This window comes from Rossellomorea sp. LjRoot5, assembly GCF_964253455.1.
Classification (GTDB): Bacteria; Bacillota; Bacilli; order Bacillales; family Bacillaceae_B; genus Rossellomorea.
Window position 1 is genome coordinate 3,342,279 of record NZ_CAXUQN020000001.1, and the last position, 22,682, is coordinate 3,364,960.

Below are 22,682 nucleotides of genomic sequence, written 5' to 3' on the forward strand. Positions count from 1 at the left end.
GTCCCTCGATTTTTATCTTTTGATTCAACTGCTGACTTATCACGAATTTTCTGCAGCTGAATACTTCCACTTATTCACCTGCTGAACATAAACATAAACAAAAAAAAACACCAGACACCCCCAAAAGGCATCCGATGTCTCCCATTCTCATTGACTCGCAATCTCATAAATCTTCAAATTCCCATAAATCAATCGTAAATCAGGGACATCTACGTCCTTACTCTCGGCAGCTTCCAGTAAGTAACCGTATAAATGATCGGCCTCCACTGATAGACTTTTCTCCATATCACGCTGCAGGGAAGACTTCATGCTGTAGCCCATCCCGCTGATTTTATCGTAAAGAGCGTCTTCAATATTTTCTGCAAGTGGCGCCTTCAACTTTCTCATGACCATCGCTGCCTGAGAAAGGACCGCCTTGATCCGCCCCTCTCCTTCACCGGTCTCCCTGATCGGACCGATCGGTGCACGATAAAGGGACGTGACGCCTGACAGGGTAGTGATGAAGAGATATTTATGCCACATTTCCTGCTCGATGGTAGCGGATAAACGGAAGCTCGCTTTCGTTCCAGAGAAAGCTTCTTCCAGTCTGGTGATCCGGTCCGTCCGATCTCCATTTCTCTCTCCAAACACCAGGTCATGGATAGGGCTTGTCTGAATGACTTTACCTGAACCATCAAGTGTGGACTCGACAAAGCATAAGCCGCCTATCACTTTTTCTTCCCCGAAGGCTTGGATCAAGTCATCGACGTGAGACATGCCGTTTAACAATGGAAGTATCATAGTGTTCTCCCCTACAAACGGGTTTAGACTATCGATTGCCCCTTTTAGGTGGTACGCTTTGGTGGATAATATGACAACATCAAAGGGCTCTGCTTTTTCTTCAGCCTTAATCGTCTTCGGCTGATAGTGATAATCGCCTTGAACGCTCTCGATGTGAAGGCCATGTTCTTTCAGCTGATGTTCCCTTTTATCCCGCACGAGAAACGTGACGTCCTCACCTTTCTCTGCCAATCTGCCTCCAAAGTATCCGCCGACGGCTCCTGCTCCTACAACCAATATTCTCATTCCATCCGCCTCCTTTTTCTGTTAGATCTTCTATTTCATTCTCCAATATGAAAGCGGATAAATCAAAAATTCTGATTAATACATCAACCCATAAACCAGAAACCGCTCATATTCGTTCTTCGCGAACTCCCCTGTTAACGAAACTTCTTGTCGCAACTGAAATAATGGATGATCCTCCAAGAAATGAACATAATCATCCGAGCTGTAGTACAGAAGAATCTCGATGTCACGGGGGAAGGATTCCACTGAAAAGAGAATATTGTTAATGACTTTCATAAAGATTTGTACGGAAAATGGATTGAAAAAGTAAAAGCGATTGTCTTCGGGATGAATCTTATACTCCTCTGCCAGGCAATGGCGGAAGGAAATCGCACCATTCCTGATTTTTGCTTTCTCACGATAGGTCGAAAGATTTCTAATGCAATCTCCGTAAAACTCGTCGTTCATTTCCACACCGATGACAGTCGATTGAAAAAGATGATGAATGAAGAAGTTCAAACGCCCTTTCCCACATCCGAAATCCACCACTCGGTCACTGCTTTTCAGTTCATAATGCCGAAATAAATCTTGTAATGCCGCGTATGGAGTCGGTTCATAGCGATGATAGTGAAATGATCTATGAAAGCCTATTTGACGATCGCCCGTATTTATATTCAGTAATGTATCGTAATCATGTTCGTTCATCTTGATCTCCTTATTGAACCTGCCGTAAGCACTCTTCAATCGTAACACTTTTGGGCGGACCTTTCAGATATATAAAAAAGCAAACCCCTCCCCAATGGGGTTTGCTTTCATATTTCTTATACCCAGCCCAATGCCCTGACAATCGTTGCCACCAGGAATGTGACCCCGATTGCTATCGCTGTCGGAATCGCAAAGGATAGGAACGTCCATTTCTTGCTTTTCGTTTCCTTATAGATGTTCACAAGGGTCGTGCCGCAAGGGAAATGGAGCAGGGAGAAGAGCATCATATTCAGTGCCGTTAACCATGTCCATCCATGACTGACAAAGACTGCTTTTAACTCGGTCAGATCATCAAGCTCAAGCATCGCCCCTTGAGAAAGATAAGCCATGATCAGGATCGGCACGACTATTTCGTTGGCAGGCAGTCCGATGATGAAGGCTGCCAGGATGAACCCATCCATTCCAAGTGCCTGCCCGAACGGATCAAGGAACTGTACAAAATGCATGAGGATGCTCGTGTCACCGATATGGATATTCGCGATGATCCACGTGATGATCGAAGCAGGTGCGGCCACGATCACGGCCCTTTTTAACACATACCAGGATTTATCTTTACTCGAGCGCAAGACGGTACTCCAGATTTTCGGACGACGATATGGAGGTAACTCGAGTGTGTAATGCGTCGGAACTCCTTTAAGTGCCGTTTTGGACAGTATCCAGGATACCGAAATCGTGACGACAATTCCGATCAACACCATGGTCATGACCATTCCGGCGGTCACAAGGGAAGCCATTCCCCCGGCATACCCCGCTGCCATGAATAGGGAGGCAAGCAGGATCAACGTCGGCCAGCGACCATTACAAGGAACAAAGTTATTGGTCAGGATGGCCAGCATCCGTTCTCTCGGTGATTCGATGATCCTGGTCGACATGATGGCTGCAGCATTACATCCAAAGCCCATCGCCATCGTCAAGGATTGCTTTCCGTGCCCTCCTGCTTTCTTAAACAGGCGATCCATATTGAAGGCGACACGGGGTAAATACCCGTAATTCTCAAGAAGAGCAAAAGCCGGGAAGAAAATCGCCATCGGAGGAAGCATAACGCTGATCACCCAGCCGGTACCCCTGAAGAATCCCAGTACGAGTACACCGTGAAGCCATGCTGGTGCATTCATGGCGTTAAACAGCAGGGTCAACTTCCCTTCCATCCAGGCAAACCCTTCCGCCAGCATGCTGGATGGGATATTCGCCCCTGCAATCGTCAGATAAAACACCGCTCCAAGCATGGCAAGCATAATAGGGAAACCCCAAATAGGTGAAGTCAGCACTTTATCCAGCTTTTCGGAATGGATCCGTTCTTTGTTTTTGTACTTTACGACTTCCTTGCAAATCCCTCTGCTCGTTGAATAAATGTTTTCTACAATTTCATCCCGCAGGTTGTCACTCGACATCCCTTTCGCATGATTGAATAAATACGCAAGACTCTGATCTCCATTATGTGGTTGCATTGACTGAGACATTCGTCATTCCTCCTCCCTTTCTTTCCTTCTTGAAGTGATCATTCAACGAGTTGAGTATACTTTCATCCCCATCCAATAAACGCAGGGAAATCCACCGAATCGGAAATTCATCCCCTATCATTTGCCTTACTTTTGGAGAGAGCTCTTCAATCTTTGCTTCGATATCCTCTGAATAGGTCATGCGATATGGAGTGGTCGCTACATTTCCTTTGGCCATTTCATGGACGGTATCCAATAACTCTTTGATGCCTGTATTATTTCTAGCAGATATTTTTACTATTGGAACACCAAGCTTTTCGCGGAGTGCTTCACTATCTACTTCAATTCCCTTTTTCTTCGCTTCATCCATTAAATTCAAGGCTACGATGACCCGATCCGTCATTTCCATCACTTGAAGAGCGAGGTTCATATTTCTCTCGAGTGAGGTTGCATCCAGTACTACAAGTGTCACATCCGGTTTATCAAAGATAATATAGTCCCTCGCAACCTCTTCATCCGTTGAATTGGAATAAAGAGAGTATGTCCCGGGCAGATCGACAATGGTGAAATCCGTTCCATTATGCTTAAACTCACCTTCTGCATGAATCACAGTTTTACCCGGCCAGTTTCCTGTGTGTTGTCTTAAACCTGTCAACAGATTGAATAACGTGCTTTTCCCTGTATTTGGATTTCCTGCAAGGGCAATTCTGTATGAACCCATCCTTACGCACCTCCTATTTTCTCAACATGAATCCTTGAACTTTCTTCTTTACGGAGGGCAATCGTCGTATCACTCACCCGAAAGGCCATTGGATCCCCCAGTGGACTTTTTTGAACGACCGTGATCTCGGATCCCTTCACAAATCCTAAATCCAATAATCTTCTTCTCATCGTACCTTCTAATGATAATGATGTTATAAGAACGCGATCTCCCGGCTTACATTCTGAGAGAAGTAACGTTTTGACTTCGGACATGTTTGATTCCTCCGGTAAATTATATTGTCTTTGCGTTAAAAAGTTTCCCTAGTGCAAATTATATGTTCATCTTATTCCCTTCACCCCCGAAATGTCAAACAAAGTTTTATATTTTTATAGAATTTTCCGATTAGATATCTCCACAAGTCTTATCCTTTTACAAGAAAAAGAGGCATCTGGCAACCAGATACCTCTTTCTTAATAAATCATATGGAACTCTTCTTCTAACCAAGATATCCTAATAGATCAAGCTCACCCTCTTCCCATTCTTTCTCACCCACCGCTTTCACCATCAGCTCATTGATTACTTCATACCCAATGCCAGCCGTTTTTTGTGTATCGTCATCGACCTTTAACCATTTGCATCGGTTGTGAACTTTCTTGTAACCATTTCTTTCATATACTTTTGGATGATCCGCAAATAATATGATAAAGTCGATGTCCCGTTTGCCGCAGAATCCCTCTGCTTCCTTCAGTAGTTGTGAAGCGATGCCCCGGGAACGGTTGGCTGCAGACACACAAACATCGATGAGACTCAGCACATTGATTCGGCGTCCATTCAGATTCATCACCCGATAATCACATGCAATATGTCCAACCAAACGATCCTCTATGTATGCCAAAAATCTTAAGTGAGGCTTCTGTTTGAAATAGATCCTGTCCAGAGGATAATCCTCTCCGAAGCACTCACATAATAACGGCTGCAAGTGACTTTGAACCTTTCCGTTTATATCGAGTTCCGAAACTTTTCTTATTTCAACATAATTCATAATCTCTTCCCTCCCCATGTATTTTCAACACGCCTATCCCTTTACAGGCTCTCTTATCTTCTTTTCCTTATTTACGGATACGATCAACCATTTGTTTAACCTTACCGAAAAAAAAGTTTCAGCAAACACATCACATGATTAACCTTCGGGACTTGTGGTAAGTTAAACATGTTGGAATTAATGGATAAGGAGTGAATGTTCGATGTCTACAAAAGACCAAATCAAGCAAGACATTTTAGATGCTTACCATTTCAGACATGCAACCAAGGAATTCGATCCTGACAAAAAGGTTTCCGAAGACGATTTCAGGTTCATTATGGAGACGGGGAGATTGTCACCGAGCTCATTCGGGTTCGAACCATGGAGATTTGTGGTCATCCAAAATCCTGAACTGAGAGAAAAGATCAAGAACACCGCGTGGGGAGCGTACGGAAAACTGCCGGAAGCCAGTCATTTCGTCGTGATCCTTGCGAGGACAAAGAAAGATACCAAGTACGATTCAGACTATTTACAGGATCATTTTAAAAATAAAAAGAACATGCCTGAGGATCATTTGGCAAAGTATTTAGAACGAATCGAACAGTTCCAGAAGGTTGATTTCGATTTACTTGAAGGCGAGCGTCCTCTATACGACTGGGCCGGAAAGCAGACTTATTTAGCCCTTGGTAATATGATGACCGCTGCTGCCCAGATCGGCGTAGACTCCTGCCCGATTGAAGGCTTTGACATTAAAAAAATGAATAAGCTGCTGGATGAAGAAGGCTTACTTGAAGACGGAAGTTTCAGCATTTCTGTCATGGTTGCATTCGGTTACCGTGTCAACGAACCTGCACCTAAATCACGCCGTCCTTATGAAGATATCGTGAAGTTTGTGTGATAATGTGAAAAGGAATCCCGCTTTCGCCGGGATTCCTTTTTTAATCTATTCACCCTGTATCTGCCTTCAGAGACTTGTCCAATTCTATAAAAACAGTGGTACCTCTATTTAACTCACTTTCCACTTGGATATTGCCCTTCATCGAATGCACAATAATAGTGGCTGCCATCATACCCAGGCCCGTTCCCTCATCCTTTGTCGTAAAAAAGGGTTCTCCAAACCGTTGAATTTGTTCCTTCGTCATCCCCTTCCCAGAATCAGAAATGGAAATCATAAGGTTTTCTTTTTCAACCATGGTGATGGACACCTCCCCACCAAGAGGCATGGACTCTATGGCATTTAATAGTATATTTCCAATACATTTCCGAAAGCTATTACGTTGACCATCCACATACACCTCATCTATAAGCTCATGGTGGAATGAAACCTGTCCAGCCTCAGAGTTTAAAGTTTCGATTAGTTCTAGGATGGACTGCTTTACATCAATTCTTTCTATTTTATCCGCAGCTGAGTTTGTGAACGTCAAATACTCCTCTATGACATGAGTGGCTTCATCAATGCCTTTTAAAGACAGTTCAATAAATTCCCTCTGTGTTTTTTCGTTTCTTTCTTCTTGTACAAGCTGCAGGAATCCTTTGGAGGATGTTAGAGGATTTCGTATCTCATGAGATATACTGGCAGCCAATTGACTTACCACTCTCAGCTTCTCATGTTGGGAGAATGTTTTTCTCAGCATCATTACTTTTCGTATCATTTCCGATATCATCACAGAAATCATGGTGGCAGCTAAAGGAATAATCACAAGATAAAGATACTCATCCACTGAAATCTCAGCTTGATGGATATATCCAAATAAGAGATTAAAGATTGTCATACTAAAACAAATGGCAACCGTAAAGACCATTTTCACTTTTTTCTTAGCCCGCAGAAAACCTTTTGAAAAGGCTGACAAAATGATAAAGGTGATAAAATAGTTGAGGATCACTAAATGAATCAGACTGCTCCCGATGATCAAGTAACGTAACGCGATGATGATGATCATCAAAACAAATGATACGGCCGGTCCAAAATATAAGCTGGCCAGAAAAAAAGGTATCCTTCTTAAATCGACATAAACTCCATTTGTCAGCTTATGACTGAACATCACACATAACAGGATCGTAGCCGTTGAAAGTATGATAACGATTCCTTTTGATGGTTGCTTCTTTGTCACGTCGTAATAAAGGGCGAATAGCAAGAGTCCCACTACAATAAATAAAAAATTCAATAATAAGTTCGTTAAAACAGAATCATGCATGTGTACACCCCTCTCTCACTTCAATCGGACAATCTTATCAGGAGGGAATTTCATAATCCTTGGCCTGTTCCTCTTCTTTAATCAGCTGAGTGGAGGCAGAGCTTCCTCCAATCAGTTTACCTTTATGATTAAATAAGGGGTGGCAGGTAACATCATATTCATATGTTTGATCGGATAACGGAAAAGAGATTTTCCTTCTAATGGATGTACGAACACTAATGACCTCTTGCTTTAATTTCATTAATTCCCTGGTACCATCATTATCTTCTAATTCCACGTCCCGCTTACCAATTACTGAAACAGGATCGAAGTCCGTATGAGGGTTGAAAATCCATGTATATCTTAACTCTAAATCAAAATGGGCAATCACCATCGGGGAATCTTGCAGGGCGAAATAAAAGGGACTTTCCTCCAACTCGAAGACGGAAACATGAAAATTCAACAGCTCTGCCAAATTCTCTGCCAGCCTCCTGCTTGGTACTCTGACGCCACTTTCAATTTTCGAATAGTAGGACCTGTCGATATGAATTAAATAGGCAATTTCTTCTTGGCTATACCCCTTCATCTTTCTTAATCGTTCTAGCCAATTTCTCTTTTGATGACTCATTCGCATCCCTCCTACAAAACCTTTCTAGTTCTATTATACTGATTCAATATCCAAAAACTATGTGACTATTTTGTCACTATTGCAAAATAACGTAAAACCCACTAAAAGCCCTACATTTAAGGAAAAAACAGAAAAATTCTGCTAGTAAAATGGAATTTATGTCACCATCCATTCATAAAAAAAGAACTCCAGGAGTAATCCTGAAGTCCCGCATTTAGTTCCTGAACCAATCCGCCCCCTCATCCATATGAACAAACGGAATGTCAGTATCCACTTTACCCATCACTTTTTCCTGTTCAACATCCTTACCCTTTAGCCATTCGGCAAAATCAAAGATAACAGGCTCCCTATCCCCTCCAAGGGCAAACCATGCTTTCATTTCTTTCGGAAAATAAGCCGATGTATGGATCGTGCCGGCCCAGCTACCATAAAGATCTGAGAATACCCCTTTATCACTGTCATTCATTAATCGGAAGGCATTATGAGCGTCTTGGTCACCCGCTTCCCTCATGACGCTCAATCTTCGCTTGGAATCGACCAGGTGATTTCTGTTCTCATGGGTCATGATTTCAAAATGATTGGTACATGCATTCGCTTGGCGAGTCTCCACCCCACGCGGTGAGGTTTCCACTATAAACGTTTCCCCGCTCCTGTCATACACGACATAGCTGAATGAGTGCCGATGAGGGATCTGCTTCAACATGTCAACGGCTTCGGTAACATCTTTACACGATTCGAGGATCAATCGTCCAATCATGCAGCAGATGAAACCATCACCGGGATTTTTCCGGTGCATGAAGTTGTATCCCATTGCCAAGCCCTTTTCGTTCATGCCATCCATCCTGCCCGTCACGCGCTGACTGGGACCGATGATCGCGTATCCTTTATCCGTAGGCTGATAAAACGTATACCTTCCCTCATACGTTTTCGGATGATAATCATAATTCCTGATTAGATAATCTTCACCCGTTACGATTGAGCAGCCGGACTTCACATAATCCACCCGGTAGCCGCCAAACTCCTTCAACACCCGCTCCATCGGCCACTGGAGTGCTTCCTGTAATCCAAGAAGCTCATCCCAGATCCCTGGGGCAAATCGATTGATCGCATTCTTTGTTTCTTCAACACTGATAGAAAACCGGGGTTTTCGTACCTTCCATTGATTCTCCCGATTTTTAACCGTTATGGAATCTTTTATCCGTTCCCCTTGCATAAACCCGAAGTCATAATGGGACCCGCGAAATTGAATCACATCGCTATGTATTGTTTTCATGTTAAAACCTCGTTTTCATCATAATCTATTCTACAAGGATAATAGAATGGATGAGAAAAAGAAAGAAATCGCTATCTCCTATACATGCTTATCAACGAGTGATTGTACCAGGTACAGAATCACCACTCTGTACCTGGTACATTCCAGTTCGTTCAGCTGCTGAATAAAAAAAGAACGGCCATCAAGACCGTTCCCCCATCTATCATTTCTTCTTCTCGATAATCTCATCAATGATCCCATATTCCTTCGCCTCATAAGCACTCATGAAATAGTCACGGTCCGTATCAAAGGCAACTTTTTCAACCGATTGACCCGTCTTCTCCGCAATGATTTCATTGATATGTTCCCTTAATTTCAGGATGCGCTTTGCCGAGATTTCAAGATCTGTCGCCTGACCACGCGCTCCCCCTAAAGGCTGGTGGATCATGATTTCACTGTTCGGAAGGGCAAATCGTTTTCCTTTCGTACCCGCCAAGAGCAACATCGCGCCGAATGATGCCGCCATGCCCGTGCAGATCGTCCGCACATCCGGACTGATATACTCCATCGTATCAAAGATCGCGAATCCCGCCGAAGTCGAGCCCCCCGGACTGTTGATATACAAGGAAATGTCTTTATCGGGATCATCTGCTGCGAGGAATAATAATTGAGCAACGATACTATTGGCCATATGATCATTCACTTCGTCACTCACCATGATGATCCGGTCCTTTAATAACCGTGAATAAATATCGTAGGAGCGTTCCCCTTTACTTGATTGTTCAATCACATAAGGTATTGCATTCATATCTTCTTCCTCCCTCATTCGTTATGCAGCCATCGAGAGGACGTTCCAAGGCGAAGGAGATGTCGGTGCAATCATGTGGACTGTTGTACCATTGGCAAGCAGCGTCGGGATGTAGGCAATGAGAAGACTGGGATCCTGTGCTTTCAGGCTCCGATATAAAATGGCGTTCAACTCTTTTTGAAGAGTATCGTCTCCATATGTTTCACTTTCGCCCCATTCATCATCGCCGGAGATCTTTTTCAGCTTGGATCTGGAACGGTTCAGCAATGCCTTCACAGCGGTTTCTGTCAATTTTAATAAAACGGCCACTTCAGAAATCTTGTACTGAAAGGCTTCCTTTAAGACAAAGGAAACCAGTTGCTTAGGCGTCAACCTGCTGGAAAGCACGCCGACCATCTCAGGACTGATCCATTCTTTTGGATGGATTTCCAAACCAGACTCCGGAACAGATCCGATTGTTTCCCTGCTCTCTTTCCGTCCCTTATCGATCCACAGATGATAGGCCATTTTCTTCAGTAAAGCTGGACTCCAATCCTGACGATCGGGGTAGCGGCTGAGGGCTTTATAAACCGATTCCTGGGCAAGATCCTCCCCGTCCCATTTGTCCTTCGTCAGAAAATAGCAATACCGGAACAGTTTTGGGACCATTTCTTCGATCCCTTCTTCGTCCAGGTTGAATACCGATCTCATTTGCATTGTCTTCACTCCTTTTGCATCCTCTCATGCTTATAACGGATAAGGGTAGGAAAAAGATATGGGTATAAGGATGATTTTATTATAATTATATCCAACAGGTGGGAGTTGGGTAATAAATTGGTTTCATCTCATGATGAGTCGATGATCGGGGGAATGTGATTGGTTTATCGCATGGGGTTGGAAAGGATCGTACCTGATAAGAATCAGGCACGATTTTTATATTGCTCTAATAATCGCTCTAACTTCTCAGGATCATCCACTCTCAAAGCCACTTTAGATATCTCTTCTCTTCTACCCATGAAGAGTGTTGCTTCGACGGGATCCTTCAATATCAGGATAACTTGAGGATGAATCTCTTCAAAGTCTTTCTGCATAAAGACCATGGTGCATTTACTTGGTTTCTTCTCACCCCATTCCATCTCCTCGATGTTTGATAGGGGCAGAATCAGTCGCTGCCTTAATCACTGCACGACACGGTTGGGAAATGGTAAATGTTTCATTTTTTAACCGTAAAAAACCTATCCACCATGTGATGGATAGGCTTCATTCATGCTGCTTGTTTTTTACCCGCTTCATTATTTTTCAGGAACATATACAATGATGCCCCGAAGATTACAATGTATCCGATAATACTGAAGACATCCGGCACCTGACCGAACAGGAAGATGCTGATAAGCGCGGAATACACGACAGTGGAATAGAAAAAGATCGATATCTCCCTCGCCGGCGCAAACTTGTATGCGATCGTAATCCCAAACTGACCGACTGTCGCAAAGACACCTGCGGATAACAGGTACACCCACTGTTTCACACTCATCGGTTCATAAAACCCGATGACGAACGGCAGCAGCACGACCGTCGTGAAAAAGGAAAAGTAAAAGACGACTGTATAAAACTTCTCCCTGCTCCCGAGCACCCGGAGGACCGTGTAGGCACCTGCTGCAAAAATAGCGGAACACACCCCTGCAACGTATGGGATGACATCAAATGAGAACGCCGGTTTGATGATGAACAGCGTCCCGATGAACGCAATGATGATCGCCACCACCTGAAAGACGCGGGTCCGCTCTTTCAAGAATAGCGCCGAAAAGATGATGGTCAGAAACGGACTAAGTTTGTTCAGCATATCGGCATCGGACAGCACAAGATGATCGATGGCATAAAAAAAGAGCACGATCCCGACAGCCCCTAAACCGGAACGCAGTAAAAGTAGTTTTTGATTTTCTTTTTTTCCGAATAGGCGTTCCTTGTGGTATCGGACAAAACCGAATGCAATGAACGCAGAGACGATATTCCGGAAGAAGGTTTTCTGGATCGTAGGCACATCCCCCGATAACTTGACAAATGCCGCCATCAAGGAGAAACCAAACGCTGATAATAATAATAGTAATATGCCTTTATTTCGATTCGACATTATATCCTCCAATGATAAACAATTTAGCAGCTAAATTAGTGTATCAAAAAAAAGAGGCAAAGAAAAAAATCCGAACCGTTACCTATTTTTTCCTGAAAAAGGAATGTCTTTTGAACTAGACGGGTATAGGAACAAATAGTATTCACACTCTCTGTATAGGAAAATATTCCTCACTTATACGGTTATTGAAACATACAGGGTCTTCATCCGTAGATACATACCATGAAAAAATCAGAGGTGACCAGTTTGACGTTAATCGACGTACTACAAGAAAGAATTTCTATATATGAAGTGGAAGATCATCAGGATGTTTCAGAGAACATTGTCCATCATTTAGATGATCGCATCATACAGCTTCTCAAGAAGGACAACGAGTCCAATGCCCGGATTATCATTCACACATCCAGGGGAATGACCGTTACGACGGACAAGGAGGAATTCGAGGCATTTGAAAAAAGAGAACAGCAATATAAGAGATTGGATACCATCTGTTCGGTCTTCTTCAGGAAAAAGACGAAAGACAAAGACCGACAGGCATTCCTTGATTTTCTTGAACTCTTTGCCGTCCCCAGCCGTTCACAGAACGACTTGCTTTCCTGCTATAATGTTTTGAACGAACTGAAAACGTATGACGAGGAAACGACCCAATACAATAAACTCCTTTACAGGAACTTTATGACTGCGGATGTGGATAAAGCAACTATTCGTGGAGTCATGAAGCAACTGCATGAATGTTTCACGGTATTCCGTCAACTGTCCAAAATGCCTTCAGCCCAGATCAAAAAACTGATCTCCCCTGCAAAAGTCATCTATTTCGCTGTCCTTACCTGGAAGATGACGAAATGGAAGGTGTATAACTTTTGGCACGACCATTATTTTTACCTGTTTAGCAAATGGGAATCCAATCCTGACAGATTTGAAGAAATGTATGAAACCTTGTGTCCGACTTCCGGGGTGACATATACAGGTGATGAAAGTGCTCGCCTACAGAGTAAAACAATCTCGATTACAAATAGAGACCTTTATATTGAAAATGCAGAAGAAAGGAATGAAGCACCATGGCATTCCTGATCATCCCTCTTGCCACCATACCGTTTCTCATTTATATGTTTGCCTTGGTGGACCATCACCGGCATTACAGGGTCCTCCTGAGATACGCTTTAATCAGTGCAGGGATTTGGGCTGTAATCTTTTCTGTCACCCTCATCGTAAACCTCCATTACTTGGAGGAATATGGTTTCCCACTCCTTCCAACCGGATCAGAAATCAAGATCATGTTGATGGTTTGCGGATTATTATTGGGAATGATCATGTTGATCGTCATCCTGATGGGAATCTTTTCACGAACGCCATTTATGCAATCAATCATGCAAAGTTCTCCCATTTTCATTGTCATAAGCCTATTATGCCTGACCATGATGATGATTTTCATTTTCGTCCTGCCCGTCGCAGAGAAATCCACCTACGCTGCGGCCATGAAGCGAGCAGATAAATCTTTAAGCGATATGGATACACAAACCGATCAGCCGATTGGGATGACGCTTTCGATGTCACAGCAAATATGCTACTCAAACTCCTCATCCTGCAGGGGATCGGATTATTCCAACCTCGTATTCATGAGGAACTTTGAGGATCGTGACCTGCTGGTCCAAGTTCAGATTGCGTTTTATGATTCTTCGGGGAATGTAATGGACACCATTGAAACGGATACTATGTCCATTGGTGCGAATGAAACGATCCCCTTCCTCCCGAAAAGTGAAACCACTAGGGACACTAGCCTGTGGAATCGGTTTACCATTGATACAGATGAACGTACAGCAAACATTCAATATCGCTACCGGTATAAAGAGGCCAATTAAAAGAAGAAGCACCTGCTCAAAATTCAGGTGCTTCTTCTTTTTTAAAACATGACCTTATTTCTTCATAACGGGAACCCAGACCTCGCACCTGTAATCCTCGTCATTCGGATTCCCCGGCGGATATAGTTCAAATTCAGGCGCATCTCCATGCTCATACCCTGTAGACGGGAACCATTCAGAGAAAATCCTTTTCCACACACTTTGAATCGCGTCAGGCATCGGACCGACCGATTCAAATACTGCCCATGTGGAAGCAGGTATCTCCTTTACCTCCAGCGGGGGATGAGTGTCAGACTTCTTTTCTGATCCGATAAAATAGGTGAACTCTTCATTCGGATCATCAAACTCCATGCAGATTCCGAGCATTTCATCATTACCCGCAGCCTCGCAAATCTCACTGTCCAAGCCGGAAGTATTCACCTCATCCCAAAATGTCGGAATCTCCTTCAAGTTTTGGCCATTATTGGTTGAGACTCTTTTCCCTTTTCCAATCACCCGAAAGGCTTCTTTTTCAACGATTTTATAATTCATTTCAACTTCCCCTTTTAATTGGATTTGGAAGGAGATACGCGGGAATGCTTTCAAAGGAGTTCCCGATTCTCTCACCTGGGATGGTGAAACACCGTGAGCTTTTCGAAACGCCTTCGAGAAGGATTCGGGTGTTTCGTAACCATACCTGAAAGCGACATCAATGACCTTCACATTCGGATGATTCAGTTCCTGAGCCGCAAGAGTCAGCCTTCTTCTCCGGATGTACTCAGCTACAGTGCAGCCTGTGACTAAAGAAAACAGCCGTTGAAAGTGAAACTTCGAGTTCAGCGAGAGCCTGGCAAGCTCCTCCATCTTGATCTCCCCTTCAAGATTTTCCTCTATATACTGAATGCAGTCATTCATCCTATGAAGCATTTCCATGGTTCATCTTCTCCCGTCTCAACTAATGTACCATGCAGATTGTATATACTCCGGTCATTCTGTGCGATGTGGTGACCGGTGTTTCTTTATAAATTGTACAAAGTATGCAGATACTAGTATTCACCAAGACACTACTTCTACACTCTTTCAACTATCTCCTCTTTTCATTGACGCGAAACCATATGGTGTTATATTATTAAAATGAAACCAATTGGTGTTATTTTAATCACAGAAAGCAGGCGAGAAATATGAAATCAAGTCAAAGCAATCAGCTTCAAGATATTAACCAAACTGTCCTCTTCAATACCCCCATCCAGAAGGTTTGGGACACCGTTTCCACTTCAGAAGGGATATCTTCATGGTTCATGCCCAATGATTTTCATCCTGAAGTCGGGCACGAATTTCACATTCAGTCCCCTTTCGGTCCGTCTCCATGTAAGGTATTGGAAGTTGAGGAGCCTCATAAGCTGTCCTTCTCCTGGGATACGGATGGCTGGGTCGTCACTTTCCTTTTAAAAGAGGTTGGGACACAAACCGAATTCACGTTGATTCATGGTGGCTGGAAGCATGATGATGCGGTTGTTTCAAAACCGAACGAAAAAAGCTCTGTTATCCGGGAACGAATGGCGAACGGCTGGGTCGGCATTGTGGACCAGCGCCTTCGGAAGGTTGTGGAGGAATAAGTGTCTGCCGTTAAACATGACGTATTCCAGGCGATTGCAGACCCGACCCGCCGGGAAGTGCTTCGCCTTCTTTCAGAAAAAGAGATGCCCATTTCCGCTCTGACTTCCCATTTTCCCATGAGCCGGACCGCCATTGCAAAGCATCTTGCCATCCTGACAGAAGCCGAGTTGGTTTCAGGTGAAAAAATCGGCAGGGAAAAGATCTATCGCCTTCAGCCTGAGCCCCTCGCAGAACTTAAGGAATGGTTAGCCTATTACGAACAGTTCTGGAGCAATAAACTGACCAAGCTGAAATATGTTCTGGAAGAGAATAATGAAGATTGAATTATGGGAGGGACCGTCAAGTGTCCTTTACATCATTCGAATGACTTTCTTCACAGATGGCTATATCGGTGATAAAAAAGAGGGACGGACCTTTTTTCCAAAGGTCCGTCCCTCTTATCATTATTTCACTTTGATCACGATTTTCCCTTTTGCGTGGTGCGTTTCGCTGAGTGCGTGAGCATCTTTTACTCCTTGTTCACTCAGTTCGAATGTTTCTCCGATCACTGGCTTTAATTGACCGGATTCGTACAGGTCGGCAAGCTTTGAGAGTTGCTCGCCTTTCGGATCAAGCCAAAGGAATTCGGCTTTCACTCCGTACTTAGCTGCTTCCTCCTCTTTCGGGGGCTCTGCAATCGATACGAGCTTCCCATTTTCCTTGAGGACTTCATAGCTGTTCGACTGAACCTCTCCGCCCATGGTATCCACCACCAGGTCAAAGCCCTGTAACACGTCACTGAAGTCTTCTTCTTTATAATTGATGAATTGATCGGCTCCCAATGATTGGACGAACTCCTCATTCTTTCCGCTTGCGGTTGTGGCGACATGTGCTCCGAAGCTTTTGGCTATCTGAATCGCGAAATTCCCTACCCCGCCGGATCCTGCGTGGATCAGCACCTTATCGCCTTCTTTGATTTCACCAAAGTCGACTAAGCACTGCCAGGCTGTCAATCCTGCCAGGGGAATCGCAGCCGCTTCTTCAAAGCTCATGTTTTCAGGCATTTTAGCGAGCAACTCTTCATCCACTGCCACATACTCAGCGTAGGTACCTTCCCTTGTCGTAGCCGGCCTGGCAAATACACGGTCACCCACTTCGAACCCTTTTACATTTTTACCTTTTTCAGCGATCACTCCCGCTGCATCCCATCCAAGGATGATTGGGAATTCAAAGTCCAGCATCTCTTTTAAATAGCCTGCCCTCACCTTCCAATCAATCGGGTTGATGGATGTAGCATGATTTTCGAGCAAGATTTGATTGTCCCCGATCGCCGGATGGTCGATTTCTTTTTCCTGTAAAACGTCTTTGTCTCCATACTGGTTGATGATGATGGCTTTCATATTGTTTCGCCCTCCTTGTATTTATTCATACGGTTTATCTTCCCTCTTACTTAGGGTATTTAAACAATGGAGAGCCCATCGTCATTTATTAAAATGTATTACTGGATTCTTCCCTCACACTATTGTAAATTTAAGACAACCTACATAGTCATAAGCATATGGGAATCTATCTTACTAAAGGAGGAACACTATGCAACACTATAATCTCATCATCAATGGAGAACAAACCGGATCAGATCTTGAAAAGAAAGAGGTAACCAATCCTGCTACATCAGAAGTGATCTCAACCATTCCGAATGGAGGCAAGAAAGAGGCGTCAAAGGCGGTGGATGCCGCTCATGAGGCATTCAAGGAATGGTCCCAATTCTCGGCATACGAACGAAGTGAACTCATCCGAAAATGGTATGATCTTATTAATGAGAACAAAGAGGATCTTGCACGCACGATGACCATCGAGCAAGGAAAACCGTTAAAAGAGGCACTCGGCGAAATTCAATATGCCAACGGATTCATCTCTTGGTATGCAGAAGAAGGAAAGCGTGTTTACGGGGAACAGATCCCTGCCACTCAGCGGAACAAGCGATTATTCGTCCATAAGCAGCCGGTCGGGGTTGTAGCAGTCATTACTCCGTGGAACTTCCCTGCGGCAATGATCACACGAAAGGTTGCACCGGCACTTGCCACCGGCTGTACGGTCGTGATCAAACCGGCAAATCAAACCCCTTTGACTGCGTTAAAGATGGCTGCGCTTGCTGATGAAGCCGGCATCCCGAAAGGCGTCATTAACGTCGTGACAGGTGATTCGAAATCCATCGGGGAAGCGTGGATGGAAGATACACGCGTCCGGAAACTGACCTTCACCGGTTCAACGGAAGTCGGAAAGGTCCTGATGAAGGGATCAGCCGACACTGTTAAGAAAATATCCCTGGAACTTGGTGGCCACGCCCCAGTTATTGTAATGGATGACTCGGATTTGGAAAAAGCCGTTGACGGTGTCATCGCCTCTAAATTCAGGAATGCCGGCCAAACCTGCGTCTGTTCCAATCGGATCTATGTACATGAATCCATCGCAGATACTTTTTCTGAAAAACTCGTTGAAAAAGTGAAGGGGCTGAAAGTCGGAAACGGGCTCGAAGAAGGCGTCGATATCGGTCCATTAATCGATGAGGATGCCATCGAGAAAGTCCGCAAGCATGTGGAAGATGCCGTAGACAAAGGAGCTTCCGTTGCCTACGGAGGAAAAGGAATAGAAGGGCTATATTTTGAACCGACCGTCTTGACGAACGTCAACGATGACATGCTGTGCATGAATGACGAAACATTCGGACCGGTCGCGCCGATCACCACCTTCAAAACCGAAGAGGAAGCCATCGAACGGGCCAATGACTCCATTTACGGCCTCGCTGCCTATGTATTCACCGAGAATATCACCAAGGGGATCCGGATCAGTGAGCAACTTGAATACGGAATCGTCGGACTGAACGATGGGATGCCATCGACTCCACAAGCTCCATTCGGAGGATTCAAGCAAAGCGGCCTCGGCCGCGAAGGCGGTCATCAGGGCATAGAAGAATTTTTGGAAGTGAAGTATATTTCCCTAGGATTGTAAGCACAATGCATAGACAAAGGCACGCATCCCCACGCGTGCCTTTGTCTATTTTTTTCGAAAATGCACCCTGATTTCCCGGTACAGATACAATGCCCCGGTCATTAGGAATAAGAAAATAATAAAATTCATATTTTCCGGTCCAATAAACCCTTCAAACCCTTGCAAAAATAAGAATAGCATCCCGAAAGAAAGATAGATTGCCGCAGCAACATGCTTCATGGAACCAACTCCCCCACTTTTTCTATATACATATTCCAGACCCATTCTTTCCATTACCTGAAGACAGAGAAGAAATTAACATTATAGTAGGAAAATTCATTGACGACCCAAATAGCCTGTGCTAGATTGTGAGTATTAATGAAATTTTAAAAAAGAAGAAAAGTATGAATATAGCAAATCTGTTTTTCCTTACGAAAGTTTGGAACATAGGGAATATGGTTAGTTATGCGAGTTCAGACTCGTCCCTGATCAGGGGCGGGTTTTTTCATGTGTTATGTAAAATGTGACTGAAGGCCTATCAGTCGGTCATTCATTTGGAGGCGTGTGTATGAGAAAAAGAGATGTCCTGATTTCGGGATTCATGCTTTTTTCGTTATTTTTTGGTGCTGGGAATTTAATATTTCCGCCCTATCTCGGGATGGAATCCGGAACCCACTTTCTAGCAGCGATTGCCGGATTTATTTTAACGGCAGTGTTCCTGCCTTTTTTAACGATCATTTCCGTATCCCTTTCAAAAAATGGATTATTATCGATTGGTGAACGAGTCCACCCCTTGTTCGGGATTGTTTTTGCCGTTGTGATTTATTTGTCCATCGGTGCTCTATACGGAATCCCGAGAGCTTCCAATGTGGCGTACGAATTGGGATTTCTGCAAATGGTCAGTGTGGAAGGGCGGCTTCCATTATTATTATTCTCGATCGCTTTCTTTGGGTTGACCTACTTGCTCAGCATCAATCCTAAAAAAGTGATTGATCTCGTCGGACAATTTTTAACACCCATATTACTTATAGTATTAGCGGTACTATGCTTACGGGCTTTTTTCACCTTTGATTATATTGACGTGAAAGCGACAGAAAAGTTCCAGTCAGCACCGTTCCTGAAAGGCTTCCTTGAAGGGTATTTCACGATGGATGCCGTGGCAGCCCTGGCATTCGGTATTGTCATCATCAATGGATTAAAAGATAAAGGAGCTTCCGGTAAAAAAGAGCTGATCCGGGGAACCATCAGTGCCGGAATGATTGCCGCCATCGGATTGGTGATGGTGTATCTTTCCCTCGGGTGGATCGGACGGGTAATTCCCCATGAAGCACCTATCAGTAATGGTGCAGAAATACTCGTGTTAGCATCCCAGCAACTATTTGGGTACAGTGGCAATTTCCTTTTTGGTTTGATTGTGATGATTGCCTGTTTGACGACATGCATCGGACTGATCAATGCATGCGGGCGCTTTTTTCATGAGATTTATCCAAGATACTCATATAAAGCATATGTACTGATTTTTATCCTGATCGGGATGGCCGTGACCAACCTGGGGCTGAATATGATCTTAAAGGTCGCCACCCCCCTGCTTGTTCTCATTTATCCCGTGGCGATTGTGCTCGTAGCCCTTTCCCTCTTTCAGCACTTCTTCGGGGAAAGCAGAAGGATGTATGTGTATGGTGTCAGCATAGCAGCGGTCTTTTCCTTATACGAAATGCTCGCAAGCCTCAACCTGAAAATGGAAGGAATACAGGGAGCCATCAGCCATCTTCCCTTAAGTGCAAATGGACTTGCCTGGACCACCCCCGCCCTATTGGCCGCCATCATCGGATACGGTCTGGACCTCTTTCAGAAGAAAATCATTTGAGGGACGGACCTCTCAAAAAAAAAAGCAGCAAGAGGATGTGACCCATCACATTCCCCTTGCTGCTTTTTATATACTGGTCTGTTTTTGATAAACTTTCATAGAACCTCCACTGAGACCAATGGCTTCGGTTGCATGAGTCCACCCGTATTTTTCATAATATCCTTCCAGGTCAGTCGTCAGGTAAAGCCAGTTGTACCCTTTTTTATGAGCTTCCCGGAGAGCATGGTCAAGGAGGGCAGAACCAAGTCCGTCCCCTCTCTGGTCAGGGTGAACATACAGACATGCAAACCACGGAAACAGGTCCTGACGGCTGTTAAGATCGTTTCTTAGCAATGCGTACGTGCCGATGATTTCCCCCTCACGAACAGCGATATAAAAACGGGGAAGATCCGCTTCGGTATGACAGGAATGAAACATGCAGTCATGGTAGAACCTGTAATTATCCTCATTACCCCATTGTTCCCAGAACACCTTCACTGCTTGTTCAAACATGCTTGAATCCTTATGTAATTCAATTATTTTCATGGCGGTTTTCCTCTCTCCCTTATGGAATGTAACACTATTACATTCTTCATCCATTACAGAAAACCTCTTTCAAAAAAGAAAAAAGGCACGCCCAAACATAGAACATGCCTTTTTTTCATCAATTAGTAAGCCCCATCGGAGTAAGTTAATTCATAGCTGTGGGAATAAATCTCGAAAATATTTCCGAATGGATCCTCCACATACACCATGCGGTACGGTTTTTCACCGGGATAATACTCACGGACCGGCATACGCTGCTTTCCTCCGTGCTGCTTGATCTTTTCGACCATGCCTTCTACATCGGGGTCCTGGATACAGAAATGGAATAATCCAGTCTTCCAATACTCGAAGTTATTCTCCGGTTTTTCATTATGAGGGAATTCAAATAGCTCGATCCCGATTTTATCACCTGTTGCCATGTGGGCGATTCTGAACTTCTCCCAGTCGTTTCCGAACACGTCGCGGCACATCTGACCGATCGCCGTGTCGTCATTTTCGACATCGGAAGGTTCCATGATGACGTACCAGCCGAATACCTCCTGGTAAAATTTTATCGCTTCTTCAAGGCTTGGGACGGATAGTCCTATATGAGAAAATGATCTTGGATATGGTAACATTGAATGGTTCCTCCTTTGTTTTGATTAGTTTCATCTAACACGACTTCATTATACGAAGAGAAGCGTATCTATGTAAGAATGCACTTTTTTGTGAGAAACTAACCTTTAGGTAAGAAAGGACTGGTTAAAGATATGGATATCCCCATCGATCAAGACGGAAAACTGAAGTGTTCAATTGAGTACACATTGAGGAAAATCGGAGGTAAATGGAAGACCGTCATCCTCTGGCACCTCGGGATGGAGGGCACTCACCGGTACAATGAACTCCGCCGTCTTCTTCCAGGTGTCGCCCACAAAGTACTGAGCCAGCAGCTGAAAGAACTCGAAGAAGAAGGATTCATCAACCGCACCCAATACGACACCATCCCCCCTAAAGTCGAATACTCCATGACCGACCTCGGCATGACCCTCATGCCCATCCTCCACCACATGCACCAGTGGGGAAATGAGCATGGGGATTTCTAAGAAGAGAGAGAGAGAGGGACGGACCTCCAAGCGGGTACCTTATGTAAAGTAGAAATCCCTTTTGGAGGTCCGTCCCTCAATTAAACCCGTGCCGCAGATTATATCAGGTCAATCAAAAAGAGTACACTGAATATTGTTAGGACGATGCCCGCTGCTCGATTAATTATTTTTAGTGAGTCTGGTCCGAGCCTGCTGCTTATCCAGCCACCCACGAAGGCAAGTATCCCCCACCATAGAGCAGAACCGGAAAACACTCCCGATACCACTGTCAAAGAGGTCAGGAAATCCTCAGGACCTGCCACCCGAAACACCCCGAAGATCGCGATAAAGGCAAGAATGGTCATCGGATTCGTGAGCGTTAATAAGAAAACGGACAAAAATCCTTTCACCGACGAAGGAGTATCCAGCCCCCCTGCGTATAATGCAGCCGGTTGTGAGGTGAAAGTCTTCCAACCCAACAGCAAAAGGAATACCCCTCCCCATACTTGAATCCAGAACTGATGAGCCATAAGGAAGCCGGAAACGACCGTGAGCCCCATAACGGCAATCAACCCATATAAGGCATCTGCCGTGGCAGCTCCCAACCCTGATAAGAAACCTGTCCGCCTCCCATATGCCAGTGTCCTATGTATGCAAAGGATCCCCACAGGTCCAACAGGTGCAGCAATGGCCACTCCTATAATAACGCTCTTTAAAAACAGTAATGCAGCAGTCATTGTTCCCTCTCCTTATTCTGAAGAAAACATATCTGATTGTAACAACAAGAAGAACCTTCATTAGGAAGATCCATCATCAGTGTTTGTCCAGATGAAATGATTATCACAAGGAGGGACGGACCTCCA

27 protein-coding genes are annotated in these 22,682 nt (G+C 44.3%); 8 read left to right on the forward strand and 19 right to left on the reverse strand.

The features are described from left to right. Positions 1 to 147: 147 nt before the first annotated feature. The 6 genes from ACSQ2E_RS17080 to ACSQ2E_RS17105 form a co-directional block, all read right to left on the reverse strand. Complete coding sequence (locus ACSQ2E_RS17080; protein ID WP_435992451.1) at positions 148 to 1,065, reverse strand: ketopantoate reductase family protein; 918 nt, start codon at positions 1,063 to 1,065, stop codon at positions 148 to 150. Between the two features lie 75 nt (positions 1,066 to 1,140). After that, complete coding sequence (locus ACSQ2E_RS17085) at positions 1,141 to 1,749, reverse strand: class I SAM-dependent methyltransferase (RefSeq protein ID WP_435992453.1); 609 nt, start codon at positions 1,747 to 1,749, stop codon at positions 1,141 to 1,143. Between the two features lie 116 nt (positions 1,750 to 1,865). Further along, positions 1,866 to 3,257, reverse strand: a complete 1,392-nt coding sequence (locus ACSQ2E_RS17090; protein WP_435994609.1) for a nucleoside recognition domain-containing protein — start codon at positions 3,255 to 3,257, stop codon at positions 1,866 to 1,868. Further along, complete coding sequence (locus ACSQ2E_RS17095; protein ID WP_435992455.1) at positions 3,244 to 3,969, reverse strand: FeoB small GTPase domain-containing protein; 726 nt, start codon at positions 3,967 to 3,969, stop codon at positions 3,244 to 3,246. Before ACSQ2E_RS17095 ends, ACSQ2E_RS17090 begins: the two co-directional genes overlap by 14 nt. 2 nt (positions 3,970 to 3,971) lie before the next feature. Continuing rightward, positions 3,972 to 4,223, reverse strand: coding sequence for a FeoA family protein (locus ACSQ2E_RS17100; protein WP_435992457.1), 252 nt, complete (start codon positions 4,221 to 4,223; stop codon positions 3,972 to 3,974). Between the two features lie 224 nt (positions 4,224 to 4,447). Further along, positions 4,448 to 4,993 (reverse strand): GNAT family N-acetyltransferase, encoded by a 546-nt coding sequence (locus tag ACSQ2E_RS17105; RefSeq protein WP_435992459.1) that lies wholly within the window; start codon positions 4,991 to 4,993, stop codon positions 4,448 to 4,450. 202 nt (positions 4,994 to 5,195) lie between these two features. Here ACSQ2E_RS17105 and ACSQ2E_RS17110 point away from each other — a divergent pair, with 202 nt between their 5' ends. Further along, positions 5,196 to 5,870, forward strand: coding sequence for an NAD(P)H-dependent oxidoreductase (locus ACSQ2E_RS17110; RefSeq protein WP_435992461.1), 675 nt, complete (start codon positions 5,196 to 5,198; stop codon positions 5,868 to 5,870). A gap of 49 nt (positions 5,871 to 5,919) precedes the next feature. On the opposite strand, the gene ACSQ2E_RS17115 is transcribed toward ACSQ2E_RS17110, so the two are convergent. The 7 genes from ACSQ2E_RS17115 to ACSQ2E_RS17145 form a co-directional block, all read right to left on the reverse strand. Further along, a complete protein-coding gene (locus tag ACSQ2E_RS17115; RefSeq protein WP_435992463.1) occupies positions 5,920 to 7,167 on the reverse strand; it encodes an ATP-binding protein in 1,248 nt (415 codons plus the stop codon). A gap of 37 nt (positions 7,168 to 7,204) precedes the next feature. After that, entirely contained in the window at positions 7,205 to 7,774 is a 570-nt protein-coding gene (locus tag ACSQ2E_RS17120; RefSeq protein ID WP_435992465.1) for a helix-turn-helix domain-containing protein, read from the reverse strand. Positions 7,775 to 7,988: 214 nt separating this feature from the next. Further along, the gene (locus ACSQ2E_RS17125; protein WP_435992467.1) at positions 7,989 to 9,047 is read right to left on the reverse strand and encodes a C45 family autoproteolytic acyltransferase/hydolase; all 1,059 of its coding nucleotides are present in this window, start codon (positions 9,045 to 9,047) and stop codon (positions 7,989 to 7,991) included. 202 nt (positions 9,048 to 9,249) lie between these two features. Next, entirely contained in the window at positions 9,250 to 9,852 is a 603-nt protein-coding gene (gene clpP, locus ACSQ2E_RS17130; protein ID WP_286163088.1) for an ATP-dependent Clp endopeptidase proteolytic subunit ClpP, read from the reverse strand. A 3-nt stretch (positions 9,853 to 9,855) separates the two neighbouring features. After that, positions 9,856 to 10,530: a sigma factor-like helix-turn-helix DNA-binding protein gene (locus ACSQ2E_RS17135; protein WP_435992470.1), complete on the reverse strand. Its 675-nt coding sequence runs from the start codon at positions 10,528 to 10,530 to the stop codon at positions 9,856 to 9,858. Positions 10,531 to 10,733: 203 nt separating this feature from the next. After that, positions 10,734 to 10,949: a hypothetical protein gene (locus tag ACSQ2E_RS17140; RefSeq protein WP_435992472.1), complete on the reverse strand. Its 216-nt coding sequence runs from the start codon at positions 10,947 to 10,949 to the stop codon at positions 10,734 to 10,736. A 128-nt stretch (positions 10,950 to 11,077) separates the two neighbouring features. Then, a complete protein-coding gene (locus ACSQ2E_RS17145; protein WP_435992474.1) occupies positions 11,078 to 11,944 on the reverse strand; it encodes a DMT family transporter in 867 nt (288 codons plus the stop codon). A gap of 222 nt (positions 11,945 to 12,166) precedes the next feature. Between ACSQ2E_RS17145 and ACSQ2E_RS17150 the strand changes: the two genes are divergently transcribed. Together ACSQ2E_RS17150 and ACSQ2E_RS17155 are read left to right on the forward strand one after the other, a co-directional pair. Continuing rightward, complete coding sequence (locus ACSQ2E_RS17150) at positions 12,167 to 13,015, forward strand: hypothetical protein (protein ID WP_435992476.1); 849 nt, start codon at positions 12,167 to 12,169, stop codon at positions 13,013 to 13,015. Then, positions 13,003 to 13,803, forward strand: coding sequence for a hypothetical protein (locus tag ACSQ2E_RS17155; protein WP_435992478.1), 801 nt, complete (start codon positions 13,003 to 13,005; stop codon positions 13,801 to 13,803). Before ACSQ2E_RS17150 ends, ACSQ2E_RS17155 begins: the two co-directional genes overlap by 13 nt. A gap of 54 nt (positions 13,804 to 13,857) precedes the next feature. Here ACSQ2E_RS17155 and ACSQ2E_RS17160 read toward each other — a convergent pair whose 3' ends face one another. Beyond that, a complete protein-coding gene (locus ACSQ2E_RS17160) occupies positions 13,858 to 14,715 on the reverse strand; it encodes an AraC family transcriptional regulator (protein WP_435992480.1) in 858 nt (285 codons plus the stop codon). 248 nt (positions 14,716 to 14,963) lie between these two features. Here ACSQ2E_RS17160 and ACSQ2E_RS17165 point away from each other — a divergent pair, with 248 nt between their 5' ends. Both ACSQ2E_RS17165 and ACSQ2E_RS17170 read left to right on the forward strand, forming a co-directional pair. Next, positions 14,964 to 15,398: an SRPBCC family protein gene (locus ACSQ2E_RS17165; protein ID WP_435992482.1), complete on the forward strand. Its 435-nt coding sequence runs from the start codon at positions 14,964 to 14,966 to the stop codon at positions 15,396 to 15,398. Next, entirely contained in the window at positions 15,399 to 15,722 is a 324-nt protein-coding gene (locus ACSQ2E_RS17170; protein WP_435992484.1) for an ArsR/SmtB family transcription factor, read from the forward strand. Positions 15,723 to 15,842: 120 nt separating this feature from the next. Here ACSQ2E_RS17170 and ACSQ2E_RS17175 read toward each other — a convergent pair whose 3' ends face one another. Beyond that, positions 15,843 to 16,778: an NADP-dependent oxidoreductase gene (locus ACSQ2E_RS17175; RefSeq protein ID WP_435992486.1), complete on the reverse strand. Its 936-nt coding sequence runs from the start codon at positions 16,776 to 16,778 to the stop codon at positions 15,843 to 15,845. 190 nt (positions 16,779 to 16,968) lie between these two features. On the opposite strand from ACSQ2E_RS17175, the gene ACSQ2E_RS17180 reads away from it, so the two are divergent. Next, positions 16,969 to 18,387 (forward strand): NAD-dependent succinate-semialdehyde dehydrogenase, encoded by a 1,419-nt coding sequence (locus ACSQ2E_RS17180; RefSeq protein WP_435992488.1) that lies wholly within the window; start codon positions 16,969 to 16,971, stop codon positions 18,385 to 18,387. A gap of 45 nt (positions 18,388 to 18,432) precedes the next feature. Here ACSQ2E_RS17180 and ACSQ2E_RS17185 read toward each other — a convergent pair whose 3' ends face one another. Beyond that, positions 18,433 to 18,606, reverse strand: a complete 174-nt coding sequence (locus ACSQ2E_RS17185) for a hypothetical protein (protein WP_435992490.1) — start codon at positions 18,604 to 18,606, stop codon at positions 18,433 to 18,435. 328 nt (positions 18,607 to 18,934) lie between these two features. Here ACSQ2E_RS17185 and brnQ point away from each other — a divergent pair, with 328 nt between their 5' ends. Further along, positions 18,935 to 20,233, forward strand: coding sequence for a branched-chain amino acid transport system II carrier protein (gene brnQ / locus ACSQ2E_RS17190; protein WP_435992492.1), 1,299 nt, complete (start codon positions 18,935 to 18,937; stop codon positions 20,231 to 20,233). 66 nt (positions 20,234 to 20,299) lie between these two features. Here brnQ and ACSQ2E_RS17195 read toward each other — a convergent pair whose 3' ends face one another. Beyond that, positions 20,300 to 20,758 carry a GNAT family N-acetyltransferase gene (locus ACSQ2E_RS17195; protein WP_435994611.1) on the reverse strand — a complete coding sequence of 153 codons (459 nt, stop codon included), beginning with the start codon at positions 20,756 to 20,758 and terminating at the stop codon, positions 20,300 to 20,302. Positions 20,759 to 20,880: 122 nt separating this feature from the next. Beyond that, positions 20,881 to 21,375 (reverse strand): lactoylglutathione lyase family protein, encoded by a 495-nt coding sequence (locus ACSQ2E_RS17200; protein ID WP_034762355.1) that lies wholly within the window; start codon positions 21,373 to 21,375, stop codon positions 20,881 to 20,883. Positions 21,376 to 21,507: 132 nt separating this feature from the next. On the opposite strand from ACSQ2E_RS17200, the gene ACSQ2E_RS17205 reads away from it, so the two are divergent. Next, on the forward strand, positions 21,508 to 21,840 hold the full coding sequence (locus tag ACSQ2E_RS17205) for a winged helix-turn-helix transcriptional regulator (protein ID WP_435992494.1): 333 nt from the start codon (positions 21,508 to 21,510) through the stop codon (positions 21,838 to 21,840). A gap of 98 nt (positions 21,841 to 21,938) precedes the next feature. On the opposite strand, the gene ACSQ2E_RS17210 is transcribed toward ACSQ2E_RS17205, so the two are convergent. After that, entirely contained in the window at positions 21,939 to 22,556 is a 618-nt protein-coding gene (locus ACSQ2E_RS17210; protein ID WP_435992496.1) for a LysE family translocator, read from the reverse strand. Positions 22,557 to 22,682 lie beyond the last annotated feature (126 nt).

Excerpts from the sequence above, each read along its gene's own strand:
- ACSQ2E_RS17080 (WP_435992451.1), bottom strand. The coding sequence starts at position 1,065 with ATGAGAATATTGGTTGTAGGAGCAGGAGCCGTCGGCGGATACTTTGGA.
- ACSQ2E_RS17085 (WP_435992453.1), bottom strand. The coding sequence starts at position 1,749 with ATGAACGAACATGATTACGATACATTACTGAATATAAATACGGGCGAT.
- ACSQ2E_RS17090 (WP_435994609.1), bottom strand. The coding sequence starts at position 3,257 with ATGCAACCACATAATGGAGATCAGAGTCTTGCGTATTTATTCAATCAT.
- ACSQ2E_RS17095 (WP_435992455.1), bottom strand. The coding sequence starts at position 3,969 with ATGGGTTCATACAGAATTGCCCTTGCAGGAAATCCAAATACAGGGAAA.
- ACSQ2E_RS17100 (WP_435992457.1), bottom strand. The coding sequence starts at position 4,223 with ATGTCCGAAGTCAAAACGTTACTTCTCTCAGAATGTAAGCCGGGAGAT.
- ACSQ2E_RS17105 (WP_435992459.1), bottom strand. The coding sequence starts at position 4,993 with ATGAATTATGTTGAAATAAGAAAAGTTTCGGAACTCGATATAAACGGA.
- ACSQ2E_RS17110 (WP_435992461.1), top strand. The coding sequence starts at position 5,196 with ATGTCTACAAAAGACCAAATCAAGCAAGACATTTTAGATGCTTACCAT.
- ACSQ2E_RS17115 (WP_435992463.1), bottom strand. The coding sequence starts at position 7,167 with ATGCATGATTCTGTTTTAACGAACTTATTATTGAATTTTTTATTTATT.
- ACSQ2E_RS17120 (WP_435992465.1), bottom strand. The coding sequence starts at position 7,774 with ATGAGTCATCAAAAGAGAAATTGGCTAGAACGATTAAGAAAGATGAAG.
- ACSQ2E_RS17125 (WP_435992467.1), bottom strand. The coding sequence starts at position 9,047 with ATGAAAACAATACATAGCGATGTGATTCAATTTCGCGGGTCCCATTAT.
- clpP (WP_286163088.1), bottom strand. The coding sequence starts at position 9,852 with ATGAGGGAGGAAGAAGATATGAATGCAATACCTTATGTGATTGAACAA.
- ACSQ2E_RS17135 (WP_435992470.1), bottom strand. The coding sequence starts at position 10,530 with ATGCAAATGAGATCGGTATTCAACCTGGACGAAGAAGGGATCGAAGAA.
- ACSQ2E_RS17140 (WP_435992472.1), bottom strand. The coding sequence starts at position 10,949 with ATGGAATGGGGTGAGAAGAAACCAAGTAAATGCACCATGGTCTTTATG.
- ACSQ2E_RS17145 (WP_435992474.1), bottom strand. The coding sequence starts at position 11,944 with ATGTCGAATCGAAATAAAGGCATATTACTATTATTATTATCAGCGTTT.
- ACSQ2E_RS17150 (WP_435992476.1), top strand. The coding sequence starts at position 12,167 with ATGAAAAAATCAGAGGTGACCAGTTTGACGTTAATCGACGTACTACAA.
- ACSQ2E_RS17155 (WP_435992478.1), top strand. The coding sequence starts at position 13,003 with ATGGCATTCCTGATCATCCCTCTTGCCACCATACCGTTTCTCATTTAT.
- ACSQ2E_RS17160 (WP_435992480.1), bottom strand. The coding sequence starts at position 14,715 with ATGGAAATGCTTCATAGGATGAATGACTGCATTCAGTATATAGAGGAA.
- ACSQ2E_RS17165 (WP_435992482.1), top strand. The coding sequence starts at position 14,964 with ATGAAATCAAGTCAAAGCAATCAGCTTCAAGATATTAACCAAACTGTC.
- ACSQ2E_RS17175 (WP_435992486.1), bottom strand. The coding sequence starts at position 16,778 with ATGAAAGCCATCATCATCAACCAGTATGGAGACAAAGACGTTTTACAG.
- ACSQ2E_RS17180 (WP_435992488.1), top strand. The coding sequence starts at position 16,969 with ATGCAACACTATAATCTCATCATCAATGGAGAACAAACCGGATCAGAT.
- ACSQ2E_RS17185 (WP_435992490.1), bottom strand. The coding sequence starts at position 18,606 with ATGAAGCATGTTGCTGCGGCAATCTATCTTTCTTTCGGGATGCTATTC.
- brnQ (WP_435992492.1), top strand. The coding sequence starts at position 18,935 with ATGAGAAAAAGAGATGTCCTGATTTCGGGATTCATGCTTTTTTCGTTA.
- ACSQ2E_RS17195 (WP_435994611.1), bottom strand. The coding sequence starts at position 20,758 with ATGAAAATAATTGAATTACATAAGGATTCAAGCATGTTTGAACAAGCA.
- ACSQ2E_RS17200 (WP_034762355.1), bottom strand. The coding sequence starts at position 21,375 with ATGTTACCATATCCAAGATCATTTTCTCATATAGGACTATCCGTCCCA.
- ACSQ2E_RS17205 (WP_435992494.1), top strand. The coding sequence starts at position 21,508 with ATGGATATCCCCATCGATCAAGACGGAAAACTGAAGTGTTCAATTGAG.
- ACSQ2E_RS17210 (WP_435992496.1), bottom strand. The coding sequence starts at position 22,556 with ATGACTGCTGCATTACTGTTTTTAAAGAGCGTTATTATAGGAGTGGCC.